This window comes from Tardiphaga robiniae, from assembly GCF_001618955.1.
GTDB classification, from domain to species: domain Bacteria; phylum Pseudomonadota; class Alphaproteobacteria; order Rhizobiales; family Xanthobacteraceae; genus Tardiphaga; species Tardiphaga robiniae_A.
Genome location: NZ_LVYV01000005.1, coordinates 117,924 through 135,834, shown reverse-complemented (window position 1 = coordinate 135,834; position 17,911 = coordinate 117,924). Strand labels below are relative to the sequence as shown.

19 protein-coding genes are annotated in these 17,911 nt (G+C 62.7%); 12 read left to right on the top strand and 7 right to left on the bottom strand.

Annotated elements, in window-relative coordinates; genetic code table 11:
* The first annotated feature begins 54 nt into the window (after positions 1-54).
* From A4A58_RS09600 to A4A58_RS09580, 5 genes are read left to right on the top strand one after another with little or no spacing between them, the layout of a single operon-like run.
* Positions 55-876, top strand: a complete 822-nt coding sequence (locus A4A58_RS09600) for an ABC transporter permease (RefSeq protein WP_244499711.1) — start codon at positions 55-57, stop codon at positions 874-876.
* Positions 873-1,679, top strand: a complete 807-nt coding sequence (locus A4A58_RS09595; RefSeq protein ID WP_068731306.1) for an ABC transporter permease — start codon at positions 873-875, stop codon at positions 1,677-1,679. Before A4A58_RS09600 ends, A4A58_RS09595 begins: the two co-directional genes overlap by 4 nt.
* Positions 1,676-2,434, top strand: coding sequence for an ABC transporter ATP-binding protein (locus A4A58_RS09590; protein ID WP_068731304.1), 759 nt, complete (start codon positions 1,676-1,678; stop codon positions 2,432-2,434). Before A4A58_RS09595 ends, A4A58_RS09590 begins: the two co-directional genes overlap by 4 nt.
* Entirely contained in the window at positions 2,431-2,763 is a 333-nt protein-coding gene (locus A4A58_RS09585) for a hypothetical protein (RefSeq protein WP_068731303.1), read from the top strand. The genes A4A58_RS09590 and A4A58_RS09585 overlap by 4 nt, the downstream gene beginning before the upstream one ends.
* Positions 2,764-2,765: 2 nt before the next feature.
* A complete protein-coding gene (locus tag A4A58_RS09580; protein ID WP_068731301.1) occupies positions 2,766-3,821 on the top strand; it encodes an ABC transporter substrate-binding protein in 1,056 nt (351 codons plus the stop codon).
* Between the two features lie 67 nt (positions 3,822-3,888).
* On the opposite strand, the gene A4A58_RS09575 is transcribed toward A4A58_RS09580, so the two are convergent.
* The 4 genes from A4A58_RS09575 to A4A58_RS09560 form a co-directional block, all read right to left on the bottom strand.
* Positions 3,889-4,806 carry an MBL fold metallo-hydrolase gene (locus tag A4A58_RS09575; RefSeq protein ID WP_244499716.1) on the bottom strand — a complete coding sequence of 306 codons (918 nt, stop codon included), beginning with the start codon at positions 4,804-4,806 and terminating at the stop codon, positions 3,889-3,891.
* Between the two features lie 127 nt (positions 4,807-4,933).
* Complete coding sequence (locus A4A58_RS09570) at positions 4,934-6,139, bottom strand: NAD(P)/FAD-dependent oxidoreductase (RefSeq protein ID WP_068731297.1); 1,206 nt, start codon at positions 6,137-6,139, stop codon at positions 4,934-4,936.
* A 121-nt stretch (positions 6,140-6,260) separates the two neighbouring features.
* The gene (locus tag A4A58_RS09565; protein ID WP_139069818.1) at positions 6,261-6,590 is read right to left on the bottom strand and encodes a hypothetical protein; all 330 of its coding nucleotides are present in this window, start codon (positions 6,588-6,590) and stop codon (positions 6,261-6,263) included.
* Positions 6,591-6,691: 101 nt separating this feature from the next.
* Positions 6,692-7,636 (bottom strand): helix-turn-helix transcriptional regulator, encoded by a 945-nt coding sequence (locus A4A58_RS09560; RefSeq protein ID WP_068731294.1) that lies wholly within the window; start codon positions 7,634-7,636, stop codon positions 6,692-6,694.
* Positions 7,637-8,319: 683 nt separating this feature from the next.
* Between A4A58_RS09560 and A4A58_RS30765 the strand changes: the two genes are divergently transcribed.
* Together A4A58_RS30765 and A4A58_RS09550 are read left to right on the top strand one after the other, a co-directional pair.
* Positions 8,320-8,460, top strand: a complete 141-nt coding sequence (locus tag A4A58_RS30765) for a hypothetical protein (protein ID WP_158005667.1) — start codon at positions 8,320-8,322, stop codon at positions 8,458-8,460.
* 114 nt (positions 8,461-8,574) lie between these two features.
* The gene (locus A4A58_RS09550; protein ID WP_068731290.1) at positions 8,575-9,237 is read left to right on the top strand and encodes a hypothetical protein; all 663 of its coding nucleotides are present in this window, start codon (positions 8,575-8,577) and stop codon (positions 9,235-9,237) included.
* 322 nt (positions 9,238-9,559) lie between these two features.
* On the opposite strand, the gene A4A58_RS29615 is transcribed toward A4A58_RS09550, so the two are convergent.
* Entirely contained in the window at positions 9,560-10,711 is a 1,152-nt protein-coding gene (locus A4A58_RS29615) for a hypothetical protein (RefSeq protein WP_244499710.1), read from the bottom strand.
* A gap of 18 nt (positions 10,712-10,729) precedes the next feature.
* Here A4A58_RS29615 and A4A58_RS09540 point away from each other — a divergent pair, with 18 nt between their 5' ends.
* From A4A58_RS09540 to A4A58_RS09525, 4 genes are all read left to right on the top strand, one after another.
* Entirely contained in the window at positions 10,730-11,167 is a 438-nt protein-coding gene (locus tag A4A58_RS09540; protein WP_068731288.1) for a hypothetical protein, read from the top strand.
* Between the two features lie 292 nt (positions 11,168-11,459).
* Positions 11,460-12,164: a sensor histidine kinase gene (locus A4A58_RS09535; protein WP_068731286.1), complete on the top strand. Its 705-nt coding sequence runs from the start codon at positions 11,460-11,462 to the stop codon at positions 12,162-12,164.
* Between the two features lie 324 nt (positions 12,165-12,488).
* Positions 12,489-12,707 carry a hypothetical protein gene (locus A4A58_RS09530; protein ID WP_068731389.1) on the top strand — a complete coding sequence of 73 codons (219 nt, stop codon included), beginning with the start codon at positions 12,489-12,491 and terminating at the stop codon, positions 12,705-12,707.
* Between the two features lie 122 nt (positions 12,708-12,829).
* Entirely contained in the window at positions 12,830-13,018 is a 189-nt protein-coding gene (locus A4A58_RS09525) for a hypothetical protein (RefSeq protein WP_068731284.1), read from the top strand.
* 44 nt (positions 13,019-13,062) lie between these two features.
* Here the strand turns inward: A4A58_RS09525 and A4A58_RS09520 are convergent, their stop codons facing one another.
* A complete protein-coding gene (locus A4A58_RS09520; protein ID WP_068731282.1) occupies positions 13,063-14,037 on the bottom strand; it encodes a VOC family protein in 975 nt (324 codons plus the stop codon).
* A gap of 210 nt (positions 14,038-14,247) precedes the next feature.
* Between A4A58_RS09520 and A4A58_RS09515 the strand changes: the two genes are divergently transcribed.
* The gene (locus A4A58_RS09515; protein WP_068731280.1) at positions 14,248-16,110 is read left to right on the top strand and encodes a tannase/feruloyl esterase family alpha/beta hydrolase; all 1,863 of its coding nucleotides are present in this window, start codon (positions 14,248-14,250) and stop codon (positions 16,108-16,110) included.
* Positions 16,111-16,305: 195 nt separating this feature from the next.
* On the opposite strand, the gene A4A58_RS09510 is transcribed toward A4A58_RS09515, so the two are convergent.
* Positions 16,306-17,910, bottom strand: a complete 1,605-nt coding sequence (locus A4A58_RS09510; protein WP_068731278.1) for a hypothetical protein — start codon at positions 17,908-17,910, stop codon at positions 16,306-16,308.
* Position 17,911 lies beyond the last annotated feature (1 nt).

Genomic DNA, 17,911 nt, shown 5'->3' with positions numbered 1-17,911 from the left:
AGAGCCTCGCAGATAAAAACAAAGCGGCCAGAACGCTGGTCAAAGGGAGGTCGCGTGCTCGTTGCGCCCGGTCAAAAATTGCGGTCACGCGTCGCCTGGCGCGGCATGAACTCGCTGGTGGGCGCAGCCTTGTTCGTGGCGCCCCTGCTGGTGCTCGTCGCCATCTGGGCGATCGTGGTCCCGCTGTTCAATGTCAATCCGCGGATTTTTCCGTCGGTCGGCTCGGTGGCGGAAGCAGCGGTTGCCGCGATCGGCGATGGCTCGCTCATCCGCCATATCGGCGCGAGCATGCTGCGTGTGGGACTGGGCACGTTTCTCGGCGTGCTCGTCGCCGTTCCGCTTGGCATCGCCATGGGCGTGAGCCCTGCGGTCTCGGCATTTCTGACGCCGCTGTTTCGCTTCTTCTCTGTGCTTGCCGGCATCGCCTGGATACCGATCGCGACGTTGTGGTTCGGCTACGGCTTCGGCGCGATCATCTTCGTGATCTTCAACGCCGTCTTCTTTGTGGTCGCCTACAACACGCTGCTCGGTGTCTCCACCATTCCGATGACGATCCGCAATGCGGCCGCCTCGCTCGGTGCCGGACGATGGGCCTTGCTCACCGAAGTGCTGCTGCCGGGTGCGCTACCCAATATCGTGACAGGCGTGCGCACCGGGCTCGGCTTCGCGTGGCGTGGCCTGATCGCGGCGGAGATGATCGCGACCAATGTTGGGCTTGGCTACATGCTGTTCGTCGCCCGTGACTTCTATCGCACCGAAGTGATCGTGCTCGGCATGATCGTCATCGGCGTGTTGTGGCTATTCATCGACCGGTTGCTGCTCGTTCCGCTGGAACGCGCGACGATCGAGCGATGGGGACTGGTGAGGCGCACATGAACATTGCACTGAAATTCTGGAGCGGTTACGTGCGCGCGACGCATCGGTGGCCAATTATCGCGACCATCGTGCCGTTTATTCCCGTGGTGGCGATCTGGAGCATCGTCGCCAATTCAGGCATGTTTCCGCGCGCCTTCTTCCCGGCGCCGGTGGATGTGATGCGGTCGTTCATCTCCCTCACCTACAAGGGAATTCTGCCGGACTATCTGCAGGACAGTCTGATCCGGCTGCTGTTCGGCGCAACCATCGGCGTCGCCCTGGGTATTCCGCTCGGCATCCTGATCGGCTCCAGCCGCCTCGCACATCGCATCTGCTGGCCGGTGCTGCTGTTCTTTCAAGCCATCGGCGATATTGCGTGGCTGCCGATCCTGCTGATCTGGTTCGGCTTCGGCCTCACCACCATGACCTTTGTCATCGTTTACACCGTGCTGTTCCCGATCGTGCTGAGCACCGTGCTCGGCGTGCAGTCGGTACATCGCGATCTGGCCCGTGCGGCGCAGAGCCTCGGCGCGTCGCCGATACGGGTGTTGTGGGAAGTGACGCTGCCCGGTGCGTTGCCGAATATCATTACCGGCCTGCGCAACGGCCTCGGTTATGGCTGGCGCGCGCTGATCGCGGTGGAGATCATCGTCGGCACCAGCGGTATCGGATTCATGATGTTCGATGCACGTCGTGCCGGCTCAACGGTCGAGATCCTGCTCGGCATGATCGTTCTCGGCACTCTTTGGTACATCGTCGATGCCTGGATCCTTGCGCCGATCGAGCGCGCAACGGGCCAGCGGTGGGGATTGGTTACGTCATGAAAACGCTGTCGCTGAAAAATCTTCGCAAGACCTATTTCGATCCCTATGCGGGATCGCAGGTCACCGCCGTCCACGACGTCTCGCTTGATGTCGAGCAAGGCGAATTCGTCTCCGTCGTTGGTCCCTCCGGCTGCGGAAAGACGACGATCCTGAACATGATCGCGGGCTTCATCCCCTATACGGGTGGTGAAATCCTGATCGACGGCAATCTCGTCAAGGGACCGGGTCCGGATCGCGGTGTTGTTTTCCAGTCGTTCGCCCTCTTCCCGTGGAAGACGGTGCTGGAGAATGTCGGCTTCGGCCCGAAGATGCGGGGCGTGCCAAAGGACGAGCGCGACCGCACTGCGCGGGAATATCTCGCGCTCGCCGGTCTCTCGCATGCCGCGGATCGCTACCCGAACGAATTGTCCGGCGGCATGCAGCAGCGCGTCGGCGTCGTCCGCGCGCTGGCCAACAATCCGGCCGTGCTGCTGATGGACGAGCCGTTCGCCAGCGTCGATGCGCAGACCCGCATGACACTGCAGGAGGAGCTGACGCGGATCTGGCAGGAGCGCAAGCCGACCGTCATTTTCATCACACACGATGTGGCGGAGGCCGTGTTTCTTGCGAACCGCGTCGTCGTGCTGTCCAAGGGCCGCGTGCTCGATCAGATCAAGGTCGACCTTCCGCGTCCGCGCGTCTGGGATCACCTGATCGAGGATGAAACGTTCAAGCGTCTATCGGCGCAGGTGCTGCAAATGGTGCGGGCCGCATGAGTATCGCGCGAGATGTCATTCGTTCGACGCGCGGGCGTGTGGTGCTCGCTGTCATTGCCGCGTGGGCCGTGTTTCAGGGCTGGCTGAGCATCGAGGCGCCAGGCAAGATCTCCAAAGAGCTCGCCGGCGCGTCCGACAAGGTCAATATCCAGATCGATATGCCGTTTACGCCGGAGCGTTTTCACGTTCTGGCGTTTCAGAAGTATGGGCGGATCGCCGGAGCCGACGATCATTCCATCGGACTAAGGGGTGTGAAACGAACGGACCTCAACGCGGTTGCCCGGCCTTACTGGGTCACGAGCGTGGGGCCAATCAAGGAGGAGGACTGATTTTGAAACGCATATTATGGGCTTTAACTGCTGTGATGCTGGCTTGCGTGCCGGCACAATCGCAGACATTGACGAAACTGAATGTCGGCATGGTCAGCGCCATCGACATGCTGGCGATCCCGGTAGCGCTGGAGCGTGGTTACTTCGAGAAGCAGGGTCTCGATGTCACCATTGCACGCCCCTACGCGACCGGCGTTGATGCGCTGAACGCGCTGCAGGCTGGCGAGACCGAGATCCTGCAGGTCGGCGTTCCGATGATCGGCGCCGTGCTGCGTGGCATGGATCTCGTGGCACTCGGCAATTACAGTGGCAGCGCCACCAAGTCCGGTTCGGATGCGACCATGGCGATCATTGCCCGCGAGGGATCGGGCATCGTCAAGGGCGACCTCAAGAGCCTCAAGGGCAAGAAGATTGCGACCTCCTTCGGCACCATCAACCATCTCTATATCCTGGCGCTGCTGGAAAAGGCCGGTCTCAAGCCCGACGACGTCCAGCTGGTCAACACGCCGCCACCGGATATGACCGTCGCGCTGCTCGCCAAAGGCATCGATGCGTTCTCCGGCTGGGATCCATGGCCGATCATCGCGCAGAAGGACGTCCCCGGTGCCTTCGAAGTGATCCGCGGCGGTGATGTCATCGCCTATCTCGGCTATGTCGTCTCGCTTCGGTCCTGGGTCGAGAAGAATCCGGAGACGACAGAGAAATTCCTGGCCGCGACCTCACAGGCCGACCAGTGGATGCGCAAGAATCCCAAGGCCGCCGCCCAGATCGGCACTCGCTGGATTCCCGGCCTGAAGCCGGAGATCGCCGAAGCCGCTATGGAATTTAATGTCCAGCAGCTTGATCGACGTCTTTCGGCAAATAGCTACAAGGCGCTCTGGAGTGCGCAGGACAGGTTACAACGACTTGGCGTTCTGAAGGCAACATTCGACGTCAATAAAAACATCGACGCCAAGCCGATCCTGAACGTGATGAAGAAGCATCCGGAGCTGTTTGCCGATTTGCCGCCCATTCCGGCTGACGTGGCTATCGGACCGGATTTCACTTTCAAGCCATGAAGCTTTTCGACCTGGGCGCGCACTCATTAGCCACGAGGGCGCGCCCCGGTCCTAACCCGGCAAACGATCAGTAGTCCCAGGAAATCGGAACCCAGCGAAACGCGTCGCCATCGATCGCCACGTGGCCGGCGGATGGGAATGGCAGATGGGTCGCGACCAACAATTCGCCGCTGGCCGCCAGCTCCCGCAACAGACGGGTCCGCACGCGCGCTGCCTCCTCGGGGTCGTGCTCGAAACCGTTGTGCCAATCGGGTTGGTCAAACCCGACCGTGAACACGGCGTCGCCGGCGAAGGTCAGCGCGTCGCCGCCGGATGCCAGGCGGACGACACTGTGTCCGGGTGTGTGGCCGCCGGTCCGACGCACGATGACTCCCGGCGCCAGTTCGTGCTCGTCCGTGAATGTCCGAAAATGCTTTCCATATTCGGCCATGAACCGCTTGGCGGTCGCCCGCAGCGCGTCCGGGAATCCCGGCGGCATTTTGGTATGAGAGAAATCGGGCGCTTTCCAGAATTCGACCTCGGCGGCAGCGACGTGGATCCGCAGATCCGAACGCAATTGATCCTTCACCCCTTCGACGAGAAGTCCGCCGATATGGTCCATATGCAAGTGCGTCAGCACGATATCGGTGACGCATGCAAGATCGATCTCGGCAGCTGCCAATCGCTGGATCAGTTGCCCGGCCCGCGGCAAATGCAGGTCCGGGTCCAATCCCAGCCCGGCGTCGACAAGAATGGTCTGCTCGCCACTCTGCACGACGACCACGTTCAGCGGCCAGTCGGACGCGTCCGATGGCAAGAACATGTCGTGTATCCAGGCCGCTCGGGCCGCCGGGTCGGCGTTGTGTCCCAGCATGGTGTTCGGCAGCGGCAGCACGCCATCGCTAACCACCAGCACGTCGATGTCGCCGATCTTCACTGCATAGCGCGAGGGGACCAGTTCGTTGCGCCCCGACCTGACGGGCTGTGGGATAGTATCCAGGCTCATGTTGTTCTCCTTCTGGGTGTTTTGCCGAGTGGCTTGAATCGTCTGTGTCATCTGAGAGTCCTCCTGGTTGGTTGCGAGAGCTGGCCGCGCTCCGGCTTGGAGCGCGGTCCTTTCTTGTGTGGAGCGATTAGACTTCGGTCACATGCTCCGGATCGGCCGAGGCGAGAGCAGCGGCACGCTCGGGCTTCGGCGGATAAATCCAGACGGTGTTGATTTCCTTCTTGGTCTTCTTGGCGACGTCGCCAACCATCTCGACCTTGCGATCCCAGCCGCGCGTGAACAGTGCGCCGGCTTCGCCGAGGTCGAGACAGGTGACGTAGGCCTTCTGGTGATATGGCCTGGTCGCCATGCGCAATAATTCGGCAGCGGCATTGTTGCCGGCAAAGGCGCCCATCCGCGTCGCATGCTGGCACGACATCAGCGCGTAGTTGCCGACATCGTCGCTGGCCGCTCTGGCGGCATCGCCCGTGGCAAAGACGCCAGGCACCGAGGGTACGCGCAAATCGCGGTCGACCAGCAGCCGGCCGAAATTGTCGCGCTCGGCGGGGATCTGCGTGGTCAGCGGCGCGGCGCGAATGCCTGCCGCCCAGATCACGGTCTCGGTTTCGATACGTTCGCCGTCGGACAGTGTGATGCCAGATGCATCCAGCGAGGCAACGCCAGCACCGAGCCGGGTCTCCACACCGAGCTTGCGCAGCGCCTCCTCGATGATGGGACGCGGACCCTCGCCCATATCGGGAGCGATCGCACTGTTTCGTTCGACAATGATGACGCGTGGCTTGACGTCCTTGCCGAGAATCGCGCGAAGCCGCGTCGGGATTTCGGTCGCGGCTTCGATTCCCGTGAAGCCGCCGCCGGCTACGACGATGGTGTCGCGTCCGCTCGACGCCGGCCGGTTAGCCAAGCCATGCAGATGCTTGTCGAGCGCGATCGCATCGTCGAGATTGTCGACGCTGAAACCATGCTCCGCGAGGCCGGGAATATTCGGACGGAACAACCGGCTTCCGGTCGCCACGACCAGCCGATCGTAGGAGAGCGGCTGTCGCTTATTGTTGGCGGTCGCGACCTGCACGATGCGGGATGTGATGTCGATCGTCTCGGCGCTGCCTTGCACATAGACGACATCGATGGCCTTGAGGACATCCAGCAAAGGTGCCGTCAGGGTTTCGGGCTTCGGCTCATAGAGCCGCGGACGAATGACCAGCGTCGGCTCGGGTGCGACCAACGCGATCTCGAGCTGTTCGGGCGAAACGCCCTTGATGTCGCGCAGGCGGGCTGCGGACAATGCGGCGTACATGCCGGCAAAGCCGGCGCCTATGATGACTATTCGCATGTGATGTTCTCCTTGGGTTTGGGTTGCTCGACAGTACGTGCGTCACCGCCGCCGCTTCTCACCTGCGGCAAATTTGTTGCGATCAACGATGACGCGAAGAAGGGAACGACGAGGTGAGCCCCTATGGAGGGGAGCAGTCCAGCATCGACGCCAGTTGCATGGGACGTTCACATTCGGCGCGGCAGATTCGCGGAACCAGCGGCCGGTCACGGTGAAAGATGATCGGCTGAGCGAACGTCAGCGGCCGGTCGTTCAACGCATGGATGTCGTCGCTCACGATGATGGACAACGAAGGGGTGCTGTCTTGCGCGGTCTGCGCAGGCTTCTCGGCCTCTTCGCCCGTCGATGTCGTCAGTCGAATGGTCAGTGAAAGTCCATATATCAGAGAGCTCGTGACGACTCTCCGTCGCGGTATCATTGCAAGTGGGTCGACGAAGGTCTTCCAGGCCATTGTTTGTCTCCGTCCGTTATTGGCGTGGGCACGGTGATGATCTAGCCGATCGGATCTGCAACTGCCCCAGAGCGATTGACGTACCTGTCGAGAGATTGCTGCTAACGCGTCCGTCGTCGCCAATCGCTTGGACTTTCGCCGGTCAGCTTCCTGAACGCCGCTGCGAAGGCTGTCTGCGAGGCATAGCCAAGCGCTGCAGCCACCGACACGACCGATGCGTCGGTGTCGCGCAGCATGTTCATGGCCTGCTCGAGCCGGTGTTGGCGCAACCAGGCATGTGGCGAAAGCCCGGTGCTTTCCTTGAAAGCGCGACAGAAGTGAAAGCGCGACAGGCCGGCATCCGAAGCCAGGGCGGAGAGAGAGACATCCGTATCGCTGTCCGAACGCAAACGTTCGATGGCGCGTAGCAGTGTCTTCGGCGCCAGCCCGCCCATGGTCTGCTGGAACATGGTTGGCGCGCCGATATGCGCAGCCAGCAGGCGCGTGGCCAGAAGATCCGTCACTTGCTGCCTGAACAGGGCATCCAGGGCCGCATTGCCCTCCAGGACGTCCGCCGCACTTATGAGCAACCGCGATGTGATGGGGTCGGGATGCGCCGTTCGCTCCAGCAGGTCGCCGGGAGCGACGACGTCGGCTTCGCGGGCAACGCGCTCGAGTATTTTGTGCGGAAGATAGAGCTGAACGACATCAACGGGTTTCGGAATATCCCATCGGGAGCTTGATCCTTCTGGAATGATGATCACAACCCCGGGACGAAACGTTCCAATCGCAACCGATCTTCCCGACCGCCGCTCCATGCGCTGCATCGAACCGTTGTAAGCCATGATGACGTGATGGGTCATGGGCTCGACGACGTCGTGCAATGGCTCATGTTTCCAGTGGGTGATTCCGGCACCGGAGGAATCCAAAGCCATGTGAAATGGTGTGGTCCCGAGCACGCGGGCCATCTCCGCACCGGCAGAACGCCGCTCGGCATGGGACGGAGTTTCCTGGGGCGCCTCAGATGCGGCTGCCGGGTCGTTCAAACGATCGTGAGGCTTGGTCATGGACGTGCGCCCGCATCAGGCACTCGTGTGCGTCCGATGAGACCCGTACTGCCCATGACGACGATCCTCATGACTTTCCTCCGATTGTTCGGGCCATCCGTGGCCTTGCTCCTGAAAGCACTGCCAGAATGCGCGCGTACGGGCGGGAAAGCCTTGTAGGCATCTTGAATTGCCGTTGAGTTTTCCTTGGCTTCTTGTGCAATCGAAGCGCGGACGTGCAGTTTTCATTCGAAAATGATTGCCAGGACGCCGATCGGCCCGAGCTCAAGCGAGGTGCCGAGCTCGTCGCTGTTGGACCGAAGCCGTTCGATCTGCTGCTCTTTCCGGTCCAGAACCGGGCACAGGCTGTGACAAGAGCATCTCCTGCAGACCGTTTGGGGCGGACGGGCCGTCTCCGAGTCCACGCTGACGGGCCAGATCAACGCGGTGCGCAAGGCGGACACACCGTTACGGCCTCGGCATTCTGCCATCGGCGCATAAGCGGACGTGCTCCGCACCGGAGTGGGATGTCTGCAAATCTGGTCAACACAACAAGGGCGACGGGTTCTGGGCGCACCGAACGACATGATTGCAAAATGCGACGCTCGCATCGGGACTGGCTCCTGCTCGATAGTCCCGGCTTTGATAACCGCCCCTGAACCTTTCACTGCCTCTGGCGACCTAATCGGTGCGGAAGGAAGGTCATGCGCAATCAGCAGGCGTGTGGTCGCCTCCAAAAGTCGCAATGGGCAGGAATCGTTGGTCTGCGTTTTTCCATGATCGTCGATGACGGCGCGTTTCGGCATCAGCACGGCCTAGAGATCAAAAAGTTCGCACTGAATTGAATGACCGGCCTCGATCGATAGGCAAGCTCGTCTCTTCGGCGAAAACATCCACCAAAGACTCTTACGATGAGGAAGTGGGACTCGCGGCGCGGGCCTCCCCGCAGGATTAATTCGATGAAAAGCGTCTTCGTCCTGACATTGACTATGCTAGGCGCAATAATTGGTGTCACGCTCTTTTCCGAGATTGGCCCGGTGTTCGGCTTCCGTCACATGGAGGGAAGCTCGGCAATATTCGGTTTTCTATTCGGTCTTCCAGTAGGCACTGTTGTGTTCGGGCTTTCCGCGTATCGATACGCGCGGGATCTCGATCATCGCGGTCTGCGTCGGACGGTCATTTACATTTGGCTTGTTACTATTCTTCTGGCTGTAAGCGGAGTGGTGTATGAGCTCTGGAGAACTTCGGATTATCTCTCCAGCAATCAGACAGCAGCGTCGATACAGTTCGAGATCTCCGTCCCGGACGGAACGTCATTGACGGGTCCCGATGCCATCTCCATCTCGATGGAGAGTCCGAAAGAAACCCGCTCGGCATCATTGGGCCAGGTTACCCCAGCCAGCGGAGGAGCCGCAGAGGGCCTGATACGCGGGTATATTGATCTCTACCGGGTGACGCCCGACCGTGTCATCAAGGCGAAGATCGGTAACGTAGTCCACGAATTCAGGCTGGAGTTACCTGCACGACCTCGTCGCCAATCGGAGTTCGGAGAGTGGAAACCGGCAGACCGGGGACCGGTGCCCAAGGCCCGTATCCGATACAAATATTGGCTGATGAACTGACAGGTCGTGTCGAATTGTTGCGGACCACGGTCATCAAAGGTCGGATGAGCCCTCGAATGTCTGATACCCTAGATCATTTGCTGGAGTTTATTGTCGCGGCGCTGGCGTCAAAGCCGCAAGAGCGCGGCGGCTTGTTCTACGCCGTGCTGATTTTCACCGTTGGCATCGGCGTCGCCGCACTATGGCCGTTCAGTGGCACCTCGGCGGACGTCCTGACCGGCTACGGGATTGTGGTGGTGGCGATCGGCAGCGGCGTGCTGCTGGTGAAGGGGTTCTTTCGACGTATCAATAATGTCTTCGTCGCAGTTCGCGCTCGCTGGCCTTACGCGGTGCTTGAGCGATGCGCGGACGACGCAAACGGATCGACCGCCCATGCCTCGCCGGCCTTGAGCCACGCCCGGCTGATATCAAGCCAATCCGCCAGCGGCAACAACCGGAGACCGGAGGGCGTTGCCCAGCCCTGCGACTCCGTCACGAACGGCGCATCGTCATGAGGGCGGCGCACGATCTGAACCACATGGGTGATCCCGCGTGGACGCGGATGGTTCGCGGCCCATGCTCCACCACCCTGTCGCAAGCCGATCGTTGCAAAGCACGGCAGGCTTTCGAGATCGATCCGATCGCCTTCGAGAATAAACCCGGTGCGGGTCTCGATGACCTCGATCATGCGATCGGACCAGGTCGAAATCCCGGCAATCTCACTGGCGCTGAAGACGCCGCTTCTGGATGCATCATTCATCGCCTGCATCGCGCTGGACAGCAGCAGCGCGGCCCAGCCGGAGCAATCGATGACCGGCGGATCCCACGCAAGTCCTTCGGACTTGACGCCGCCTTTATAGCCGACGTGCCCCACATGGCGTTCGACGAGTTGCCACATGGCAGGAGCGATCAGGCCCGTATGGGGAAGTTCAGCCAGCTCACGCACCAGACGCGCGACATGCGCTTTCAGCTTGCCCAGCGCGACGTCGGGAGGCGCCACATCGATGTCATGCACGTGCCAATAGGTCACGCGATCTTCCCAGCCCGGAAAGCGCGTCACCAGCAAGGTGCGGTGCTCGGCCTCCTTCACGGCCACGACCATATCGGACGCTGCAAGCGCATCATGCGTGCAGGCCGCCGGCATCCGCGACGCGCCAAGGGGCGAAATGCCATCGATGGTCAGCGCGTCGATGGTCTGTCGCGCCATCGGGCCGACATTGTCCCTGCCCCGCTCGATGGCCAGGGCGTGAGACGTCGCCTCCCAGTCCAGACCGGCACGGCGCGCCAGGTGATTGAAGAGTTCTTCCGCATAGCGGCTGCGATAGTAGTTGCCGGTGCAGAGGAAGAGGACGGTCCTGGCCATGGCCGAGTGTGTTTGGTGGGGCCTGCATTTGTCAATTGCAGCGCCCTCGCCGCCCGCGCAGCGCCGAAGGCCCATGGACCCCGCGGCCATTTTGCTGAATTGTGCCGGCCTCGCCTTGCGCCAACGAATCATTCCTCGGAGGACACCCCCATGTCGCGCTCGCTTTTCCGCACCACCCTCGTCGCCGCCCTCGCCTTGATCGGCGCAAGCCTGTCCTCCGCGGCTTTCGCCGATAGCGGCACGATCCGCATCAATGTGCTGAAGGGCGGCTGGTTCATCGGCGCGTCGGGCGGTTCGGGCACGCTGACCTTTCGCGGGCGGACCTATCCGCTGTCGATCGGCGGCTTGAGCGCGGGCCTCGTCTTCGGCGCGTCGCAGACCTATCTGTCCGGCCGCGTCAGCCGCATCAACAGCCCGGGCGATGTGGCCGGCGTCTATGGCGCAGGCGGCGCGGGGGCTGCCGTCGGCCGCGGCGTCAGCGCCATCGTGCTCACCAACGAGAAAGGCGCGCTGCTGGAACTCAGCGGCCGCCAGACCGGATTGATGGTTAATGCCGATCTCTCGGGCCTCGCCATCTCGCTGAGGTAAGCCGCGAGCCCATAAGCGGAGCGCTACGGCGCGTTTCAAACATGGCGGGCCGTTCTTTTGCGGAATACCGGACCGTGGCCGGCGACCGCGTGCGCTGGCTGCGCGCCGACTGCAACTGCCGCGCGACTGGCTCGATGGCGGATATCTCGCGGCGGAAGCCCGATCAGCGGTCGACCGTCCACCAGTCCGTAATCAGCCCGGTCGCCTGTGGCCCGTTCCGAACGCACATGGGCAGGTCAGCTGGCAATACCTTCGCAATATACGGCGCTCCGCCAACCTGTTACTACGGGGAATGACCATTCCTTTGCCGCGCTCGATCGAGAACGAGCCTGACTATCTCAAGGAACTGCTCGCGAAGGCTGGCGTCGATGCGCAGGCGCTCGCCATCGCGGCCAAGCTGCAGGAAGTGGTGATCGGTGAACTGCATCACCGCGTCAAGAACACCCTTGCCATCGTGTCGGCCATTACATCGCAGAGCCTGCGCACGGCCGGCAGCCTCGAAGAAGCTGCCAAGACCATCGGCGATCGCCTGCAGGCGCTGGCGGTGGCGCAGGATCTGCTGATCCGCGAGACCTGGACCGGTGCGAGCTGCCGTTCGCTGATCGAGAGCGCGGTGCGCGCATTCCAATCCAAGAGCATCGATCAGTTCACGATCACCGGCGACACCCTCGCCATCTCGTCCGGGCCTGCCATGTCGCTGTCAATGGTGATCCACGAGCTCTGCACCAATGCCACCAAATATGGCGCGCTGTCCACGCCGGCCGGCCGCGTCACGATCTCGTGGTCAACGACGCAGGATACGCCGAAGCGCTTCATCCTGCGCTGGATCGAAAGCGGCGGACCGCCGGTGATCGAACCGTCACGGAAGAGTTTCGGCAGCCGTCTGATCGAACAGGCGCTGCCCGGGCAACTGCAGGGCGAAGCACGCCTGCGCTTCGATCCCGATGGCCTCAGTTGCGAGGTCAACATTCCGCTCAGCGTCATGCAGGAACGCTAGGCGCGAGTGCCACGCCGCAAGCCTGCGCAAGAATGACCGAGCGTTAGTTAAACACCACATTCAGAAAGCCGCAGCGTCATCGATCGCGCGAATGTGCACGCGATGTCACGCCGGTTTCACAAATCCTGAAGATTTTTGCACTGCGTTTTATTCGAATGCGCAAGTCGTACTGCGCGTGGCGGGATGTCGCGCAACACCGCGTGAAGGTTCACGCCCACACTTCAAAACAATGTCACCAGCCGTCATCCACGTTTCATCGCACGGGCCAAGATGCGCCCCAATGCGCCAGCATGGTCCGCGCAGCTCGAGACGACGGAGTGTAGCATGACAACCGACCCAACACCGAAGTTCGACGCAAACTATGTGGCCACGCTGCGCCAGGTGCTGGATATCGCTGTGCAGCAGATCGCCGTGCAGCATCGTACGCCGGCGACGAAGGCGATGATGGCGGAGACCATCGTGCGCCATGCGGCCGGCGGCATCACCGACGCCCATGCGCTCGTGTCGCACGCCGTGACCGCAGGCGCGAACGGCGCGCCGTAACATTGCTGCGCAATCTTTCGCAGCGCGAAAAGCGGGAACTGCCACGTATTTGATGGCATGCCGCCACGTCTTCGCCAAACCGGACAGCGAAGTTCCATCGAAGCCGATGGAAAACGATACCAATGATTATGTCAGAAAATTATTTCAGAGACCGCGCGGACGATTGCAACCGCCTCGCCCGCGAGGAGAGCGATCTGGAAATGCGCGGCATGCTCTGCGATCTCGAACTGGATTATCGCGCCAAGGCGCTCCATGCTGCAGCCCACGGCTGGCGCGACGCGCCGCGGTATTTCGAATTGGCTGAGGCGTAGGCCTGTCGCGCGCGACAGCAGACCGGCCGAAATCTTTCTCGACCTTACGCTTTCACGAGCCGCACCTGAGTGCCCCAGGGATCGGCGATCGCAATGCCATCTGCGATCGACTCGCCTGACAGACCCGCCGCCGCAAGACGGCGCTTGCGGTCGGCCATCACGGCATCATCGGCAATACGGAGCGAAAACCAGGCCAGCCCGGTCTCCTGCGCATTGCGGAGACCGCTGCCGGCGCTCTGCCATGTGTTGATGCCGATGTGATGGTGATAGCGACCTGACGACAGGAATGCGACACCCGGCCGGCCAAGCCGCGTCGGCTCCATCCCGATCAGCCCCTCATAGAAATTGCGGCCGCGCGCAACGTCGCCGACGCGCAGATGCATGTGACCGATGCGCAGCGCCTTCGGCGCGGTGTGATACTGATCGCGGGTCGTGTCCGTCTGCGCCACGATGCTGTCGATGTCGAGCTGGTCGGTCCCCATGGTCACCATGTCGCCGGTCCATTTCCACGCCGACGGCGGCCGGTCCGAATAGACCTCGATGCCGTTGCCCTCGGGATCGGTGAGATAGGACGCTTCGCTGACATGATGATCGGCAAAGCCATCGAACGGTGTGCGCGCCAGCGCGGCATGGACCAGCCAGCGCGCGAAATCGGCGCGGCTCGGCATCAGGAACGCGGTGTGAAACAGCCCGGCCGTGGTCTGCGCTTCCAGCGGTGCATCGGGCCGATGGATCAGATGCAACAGCGCCACGCCGTCGACGCCGAGCACAACCTCGGTCTTGTCCGCGCTGATGGTGTCGAGCTTCAGCAGGTCCGTGTAGTAGCTGCGCATCTTGCCGAGGTCGCGGACACGAAGCGCGGCAGCACCGATCCGCATCGGCGTCTGTTGCGCGAAGGGGAGCGCAGCCGACGCGGCCGCGCCGAGATCGACACCGCCCTCGGCACGCACCGCGCCCATCAGCGCGGTCTGGCTGGCAGCAAAGGCGGCGAGCTTCATCACCTGTCGGCGCGTGGTCATGCGGGGGTCCATGGCGGCAGAATGGGTTCAAGAGCGGATCATTGTGGATAGGCAGGCGACCATACGGGGTCAAATCACATCGCTGTAGGCCCAATCCACGGGGCCTTTTTTTAACATAATGTTACGTTGAAGCGTCGTTTTGGTAGTTGATCGCAGAGGCGAAGTGGGGAGAACTCACCCAACTCAAAAATAAAACAGACGGGAAACGCCATGTCGACAGCCCCCCACATCATCCATGATGACAACCGCGCGCGTGCCATCGTGACGGCGATGGCCTTGTTTGCCGCGCTATGCGGCGCCACGGCCCCCGCTTCCGCGCAACAGCTCGCCTGCGACGACGGTATCAAGGCTGCATTTCATCCGGATGAGGCCACCACAGTAGTGGCCGTGCGGGCGATCAAGAAGGGCGAGGAACTGGTCGCGCAGGATTCGCCCCGCCCGATCACCATGGCGGCGGACATGTGCCTTGTGAAGCTTCTGGTCGGGCCAGGCTTCACGGCGGAAAAGGACAAGACTGCCCGCTCCTGGTCCGAGGGCATCGGCATCGAGGTCTGGCTGCCAACACCGGCGAACTGGAATACCCGTATCCGCAATTACGGCGGCGGCGGCTGGGTCGGCGGTGGCCATCGTTATCCCGACAAGATCGGCAGCAAGGTGCCCGCCCTCGTCAACGCCAATATGGGTTATGCCTCGGGCACCACCGATGCAGGACAACCCTGGTATCAGGACGGCTCCTTCACATTCCTCTCCGACGGCAAGGTCAATGTCGAGGCGTTCCGCGACTTCTCGGTCCGCGCCATGGTGGAGCAGGCCGTCAAGACCAGGGCGCTCGCCACGCTGTATTACGGCAAGGCGCCGGCTTACGCTTATTACGATGGCCACTCGCAGGGCGGCCGTCAGGGCATGAAGATCGCTCAGGACTATCCCGAGCTCTATGACGGCTACATGATCGCGCAGCCGGCACTGAACATCCCGCAATTCGGCACGGCTGCGCTGTATCCGCAGATCGTGATGAAGACCGAGCTCGGCTTCACCGCGCTCGACAAGCCGAAAGCCACCGCCTTCGCCGCCAAGATCGACGCCGCCAACAAACGTGCCCTCGCCGCCTGCGACAAGGCAGGGATCGGCTTCCTGCTCGATCCGTTCGCCTGCGACTACGATCCCGCACGCGATGCCGCGGCCCTCTGCAGCGGCGAGGCCGGCCAGGGCGTCACCGGCAGCAATGCCGATGCGGCAACCTGCATGAGCCTCAAGGACGCGATGGCGCTCGACAGGATCTGGTACGGCGCGACGCCCGACGGCAGCTACGACGCCGCGCAGGGCTCCGACAGCCGCAGCGGCAAGGTGCTCGGAACGAGGCAGGTGTGGTGGGCCTTCACCAGGACCACGGCGATCGGCAGCCAGATCACCGGTACAGCCGCCGGCAGCGTGGCCCTGGCACTGCAGGACGTCCGCTACACCGCCGATGCCAGCGCCACCAACCCGTCGGACATTCCGTTCAACAACGGCTCGACCACCGAACGCAACAAGTGGCAGGAGCTCGGCTATGCCGGTCTGGCCGATACGGTGAACAAGAACCTTGCCCTGCAACCCACCCTGTTCAGCAATCTCGGCACCGACAAAGCGGATCTCGGCAAGTTGCGCGATCTCGGTCGCAAGATCATCGTCTATAGCGGCCTCGTCGATGACGCGATCCCGCCCGCCGGCAACGTCAACTATCACGAGCGCGTCGCGGCGCAGATGGGCGGCCACGCGGAGGTGCAGAAGTTCATGCGGATGTATCTGCTGCCCGGCTCGGCCCACAGCTCGCAGGGCCGGGCCTACACGGTCAGCGGCCAGAACGATTCCGTACCGCTGCCGAAACTACCCGGCAATGCCAACCAGACGCCGACGCGCGAGCAGGATCAGTTCTTCACCGCGCTGACGGACTGGGTCGAGAAGGGAGTGGCTCCCGGCGAGATCGCATTGACGTCGCGCGACAACAAGTTGAGCTATCCGGCTTGCGTCTATCCACTGCGGACAACGTGGAATGGTGGAGCAGTGACGCAGGCGGGGAGCTTTGGCTGCAAGTAGCCGTCGCTTTCAATAGCTGTCATTCCGGGGCGCGAGAGCGCGCGGCTCTCAACTATCGTCTGTCATGGCCGGGCTTGACCCGGCCATCCATCTTTCTTGCGGTTACAATCAAAAGGTGGATGCCCGGCTCAAGGCCGGGCATGACGTGGAGAGGTCAGTGCAGATCACGAGCGGCTGACCGGCGCGCTTGATCTGCTACTCGCCCCAGGCCGCAAATGCATCGTTGAACGCGCGCTCGCCGGGCGAGCCCTTCTCGATGGCGATGATGGCGCGGCGCTGGTTGGCATAGACCAGCGGGATATCGAACCATGACCGCTCCTTCAGGAGCTGCAGGTTGCGCGCGCGATCGCTTTCGACATTGCTGAGACCGACCAGGAAGAAGCCGTCGGTGACCTTGACCGCGAGGCCGGCCAGCGGCGTGCCCCTCGCCTGCTCGTTCGACTTCATCAGCACGCCAGGGACATTGGCGATGCCGCCGCCGGCGAAATCGGGCGGCAGCACGAAAGTGAGTTCGGCCGTGTGGCTGGCGGGCAGCGACGTGTCGGTGTTGCGGCGGAACGACATGGTCATCTTGAACTTGCGTTCCGGAATCTCGATGTCCGCGCGCACGGCGATGTCACCAGGCTTGCCGCCGGTGCCCTTGATCTGCTCGGTGCGCCAGACCACCGTGCCAACATATTGCCGGCCCTTCGGCTCAGCCGGATCCTCGTCATAGAGCACGACGCGCTGTGCGACCGGCGCGATCTGATCCGACGACGACGGCTGACCGACGCGATCGGCGATTTTCGGCCGCGGCGCCAGCGGCGCATCCTTGTTGTCGGTGACGACGGGCGCCGAACCGCCAGCGAAACCGCGCACCATCTTGTTGATCGTCGGCCATCCCAGAATCACGGCGCCGATCAGGATCATCACGATGCCGATGAGAAGCGCGGTCTTGAACGGGAAACCGCCACTGACGCGCTTCGGCTTCGGAGGCTTGGGCGGCTTCGCCTTCTTGCCCTTGGAATCCTTGATGCGCGACGGCGGCACCTGCGACTCGTCGCCGTCCTGGTCGTCGTAAGCCGTCTCGTCGTAGCCGAAAGCTTCGCTCCGCGCTTCCATGCTGGGTTCGAGACGATCGAATTCCGGCGTCGGAGACGGCACGTTGGCGTAGGTCTTGCGCGCCGCGCGGTTGGCCTGCGCGGCGGCGCGGCCGAGATCGTCGACATCGGCGGTGACGTCGCGGAAACCGCGCATCGCGGCATCGCCCTGGTCGCCTCGATCGTTACGGGCGGGCGGCGGCGCTGCTGGATTGTTCTCGAAGCGGCGCGGCGTGCCTGACCGTTCGCGGGTTGGCGGACCGTTCGGATCCTGCGCGCCGGCATTGGGCGACTGCTGCTTCGGAATCGGCGGCGGATCGACACGCAGGGTGCGCGGCGGACGCGGCTCTTCCGGCGCGCGCGGGGACGACGGTGTCGGCGTGATCGGCTGACGGCCGCGCGGCGACGGCTCGGCCGGCGTGGCACCGGCACGCGGCCCGGCATTGCGGAAAGCATCGCCGGCGCGCGGCTTGCCGTCCGACGCAGGACGCGAAGCGTCGCGGGCACGCTGGGCCGCTTCGGATTCGACCTTGCGGACGGCTTCTTCGAGCGACAGCCGCTCCCTCGTGATCTCTGACTCGCTGAGCGGCGGCTCGACACTGCGCAACTGGGCAATCAGAGCCGTGCGGGCACGCTCATAGAGCGCGCGCCGCTGCTCACCGGGAGCACTGGGGTCCAGTCCGGCGATGGCACGGGCGATCAACGGGTAGTAATCAGCCATC

Bases quoted from the DNA above. Each gene is read 5' to 3' on its own strand.
- A4A58_RS09590 (WP_068731304.1), top strand. From the start codon at position 1,676: ATGAAAACGCTGTCGCTGAAAAATCTTCGCAAGACCTATTTCGATCCC.
- A4A58_RS09595 (WP_068731306.1), top strand. From the start codon at position 873: ATGAACATTGCACTGAAATTCTGGAGCGGTTACGTGCGCGCGACGCAT.
- A4A58_RS09510 (WP_068731278.1), bottom strand. From the start codon at position 17,910: ATGGCTGATTACTACCCGTTGATCGCCCGTGCCATCGCCGGACTGGAC.
- A4A58_RS09570 (WP_068731297.1), bottom strand. From the start codon at position 6,139: ATGCGAATAGTCATCATAGGCGCCGGCTTTGCCGGCATGTACGCCGCA.
- A4A58_RS09550 (WP_068731290.1), top strand. From the start codon at position 8,575: ATGAAAAGCGTCTTCGTCCTGACATTGACTATGCTAGGCGCAATAATT.
- A4A58_RS09540 (WP_068731288.1), top strand. From the start codon at position 10,730: ATGTCGCGCTCGCTTTTCCGCACCACCCTCGTCGCCGCCCTCGCCTTG.
- A4A58_RS09530 (WP_068731389.1), top strand. From the start codon at position 12,489: ATGACAACCGACCCAACACCGAAGTTCGACGCAAACTATGTGGCCACG.
- A4A58_RS09525 (WP_068731284.1), top strand. From the start codon at position 12,830: ATGATTATGTCAGAAAATTATTTCAGAGACCGCGCGGACGATTGCAAC.
- A4A58_RS09515 (WP_068731280.1), top strand. From the start codon at position 14,248: ATGTCGACAGCCCCCCACATCATCCATGATGACAACCGCGCGCGTGCC.
- A4A58_RS09575 (WP_244499716.1), bottom strand. From the start codon at position 4,806: ATGAGCCTGGATACTATCCCACAGCCCGTCAGGTCGGGGCGCAACGAA.
- A4A58_RS09520 (WP_068731282.1), bottom strand. From the start codon at position 14,037: ATGACCACGCGCCGACAGGTGATGAAGCTCGCCGCCTTTGCTGCCAGC.
- A4A58_RS09535 (WP_068731286.1), top strand. From the start codon at position 11,460: ATGACCATTCCTTTGCCGCGCTCGATCGAGAACGAGCCTGACTATCTC.
- A4A58_RS09585 (WP_068731303.1), top strand. From the start codon at position 2,431: ATGAGTATCGCGCGAGATGTCATTCGTTCGACGCGCGGGCGTGTGGTG.
- A4A58_RS30765 (WP_158005667.1), top strand. From the start codon at position 8,320: ATGCGCAATCAGCAGGCGTGTGGTCGCCTCCAAAAGTCGCAATGGGCA.
- A4A58_RS09565 (WP_139069818.1), bottom strand. From the start codon at position 6,590: ATGGCCTGGAAGACCTTCGTCGACCCACTTGCAATGATACCGCGACGG.
- A4A58_RS29615 (WP_244499710.1), bottom strand. From the start codon at position 10,711: ATGATTCGTTGGCGCAAGGCGAGGCCGGCACAATTCAGCAAAATGGCC.
- A4A58_RS09560 (WP_068731294.1), bottom strand. From the start codon at position 7,636: ATGACCAAGCCTCACGATCGTTTGAACGACCCGGCAGCCGCATCTGAG.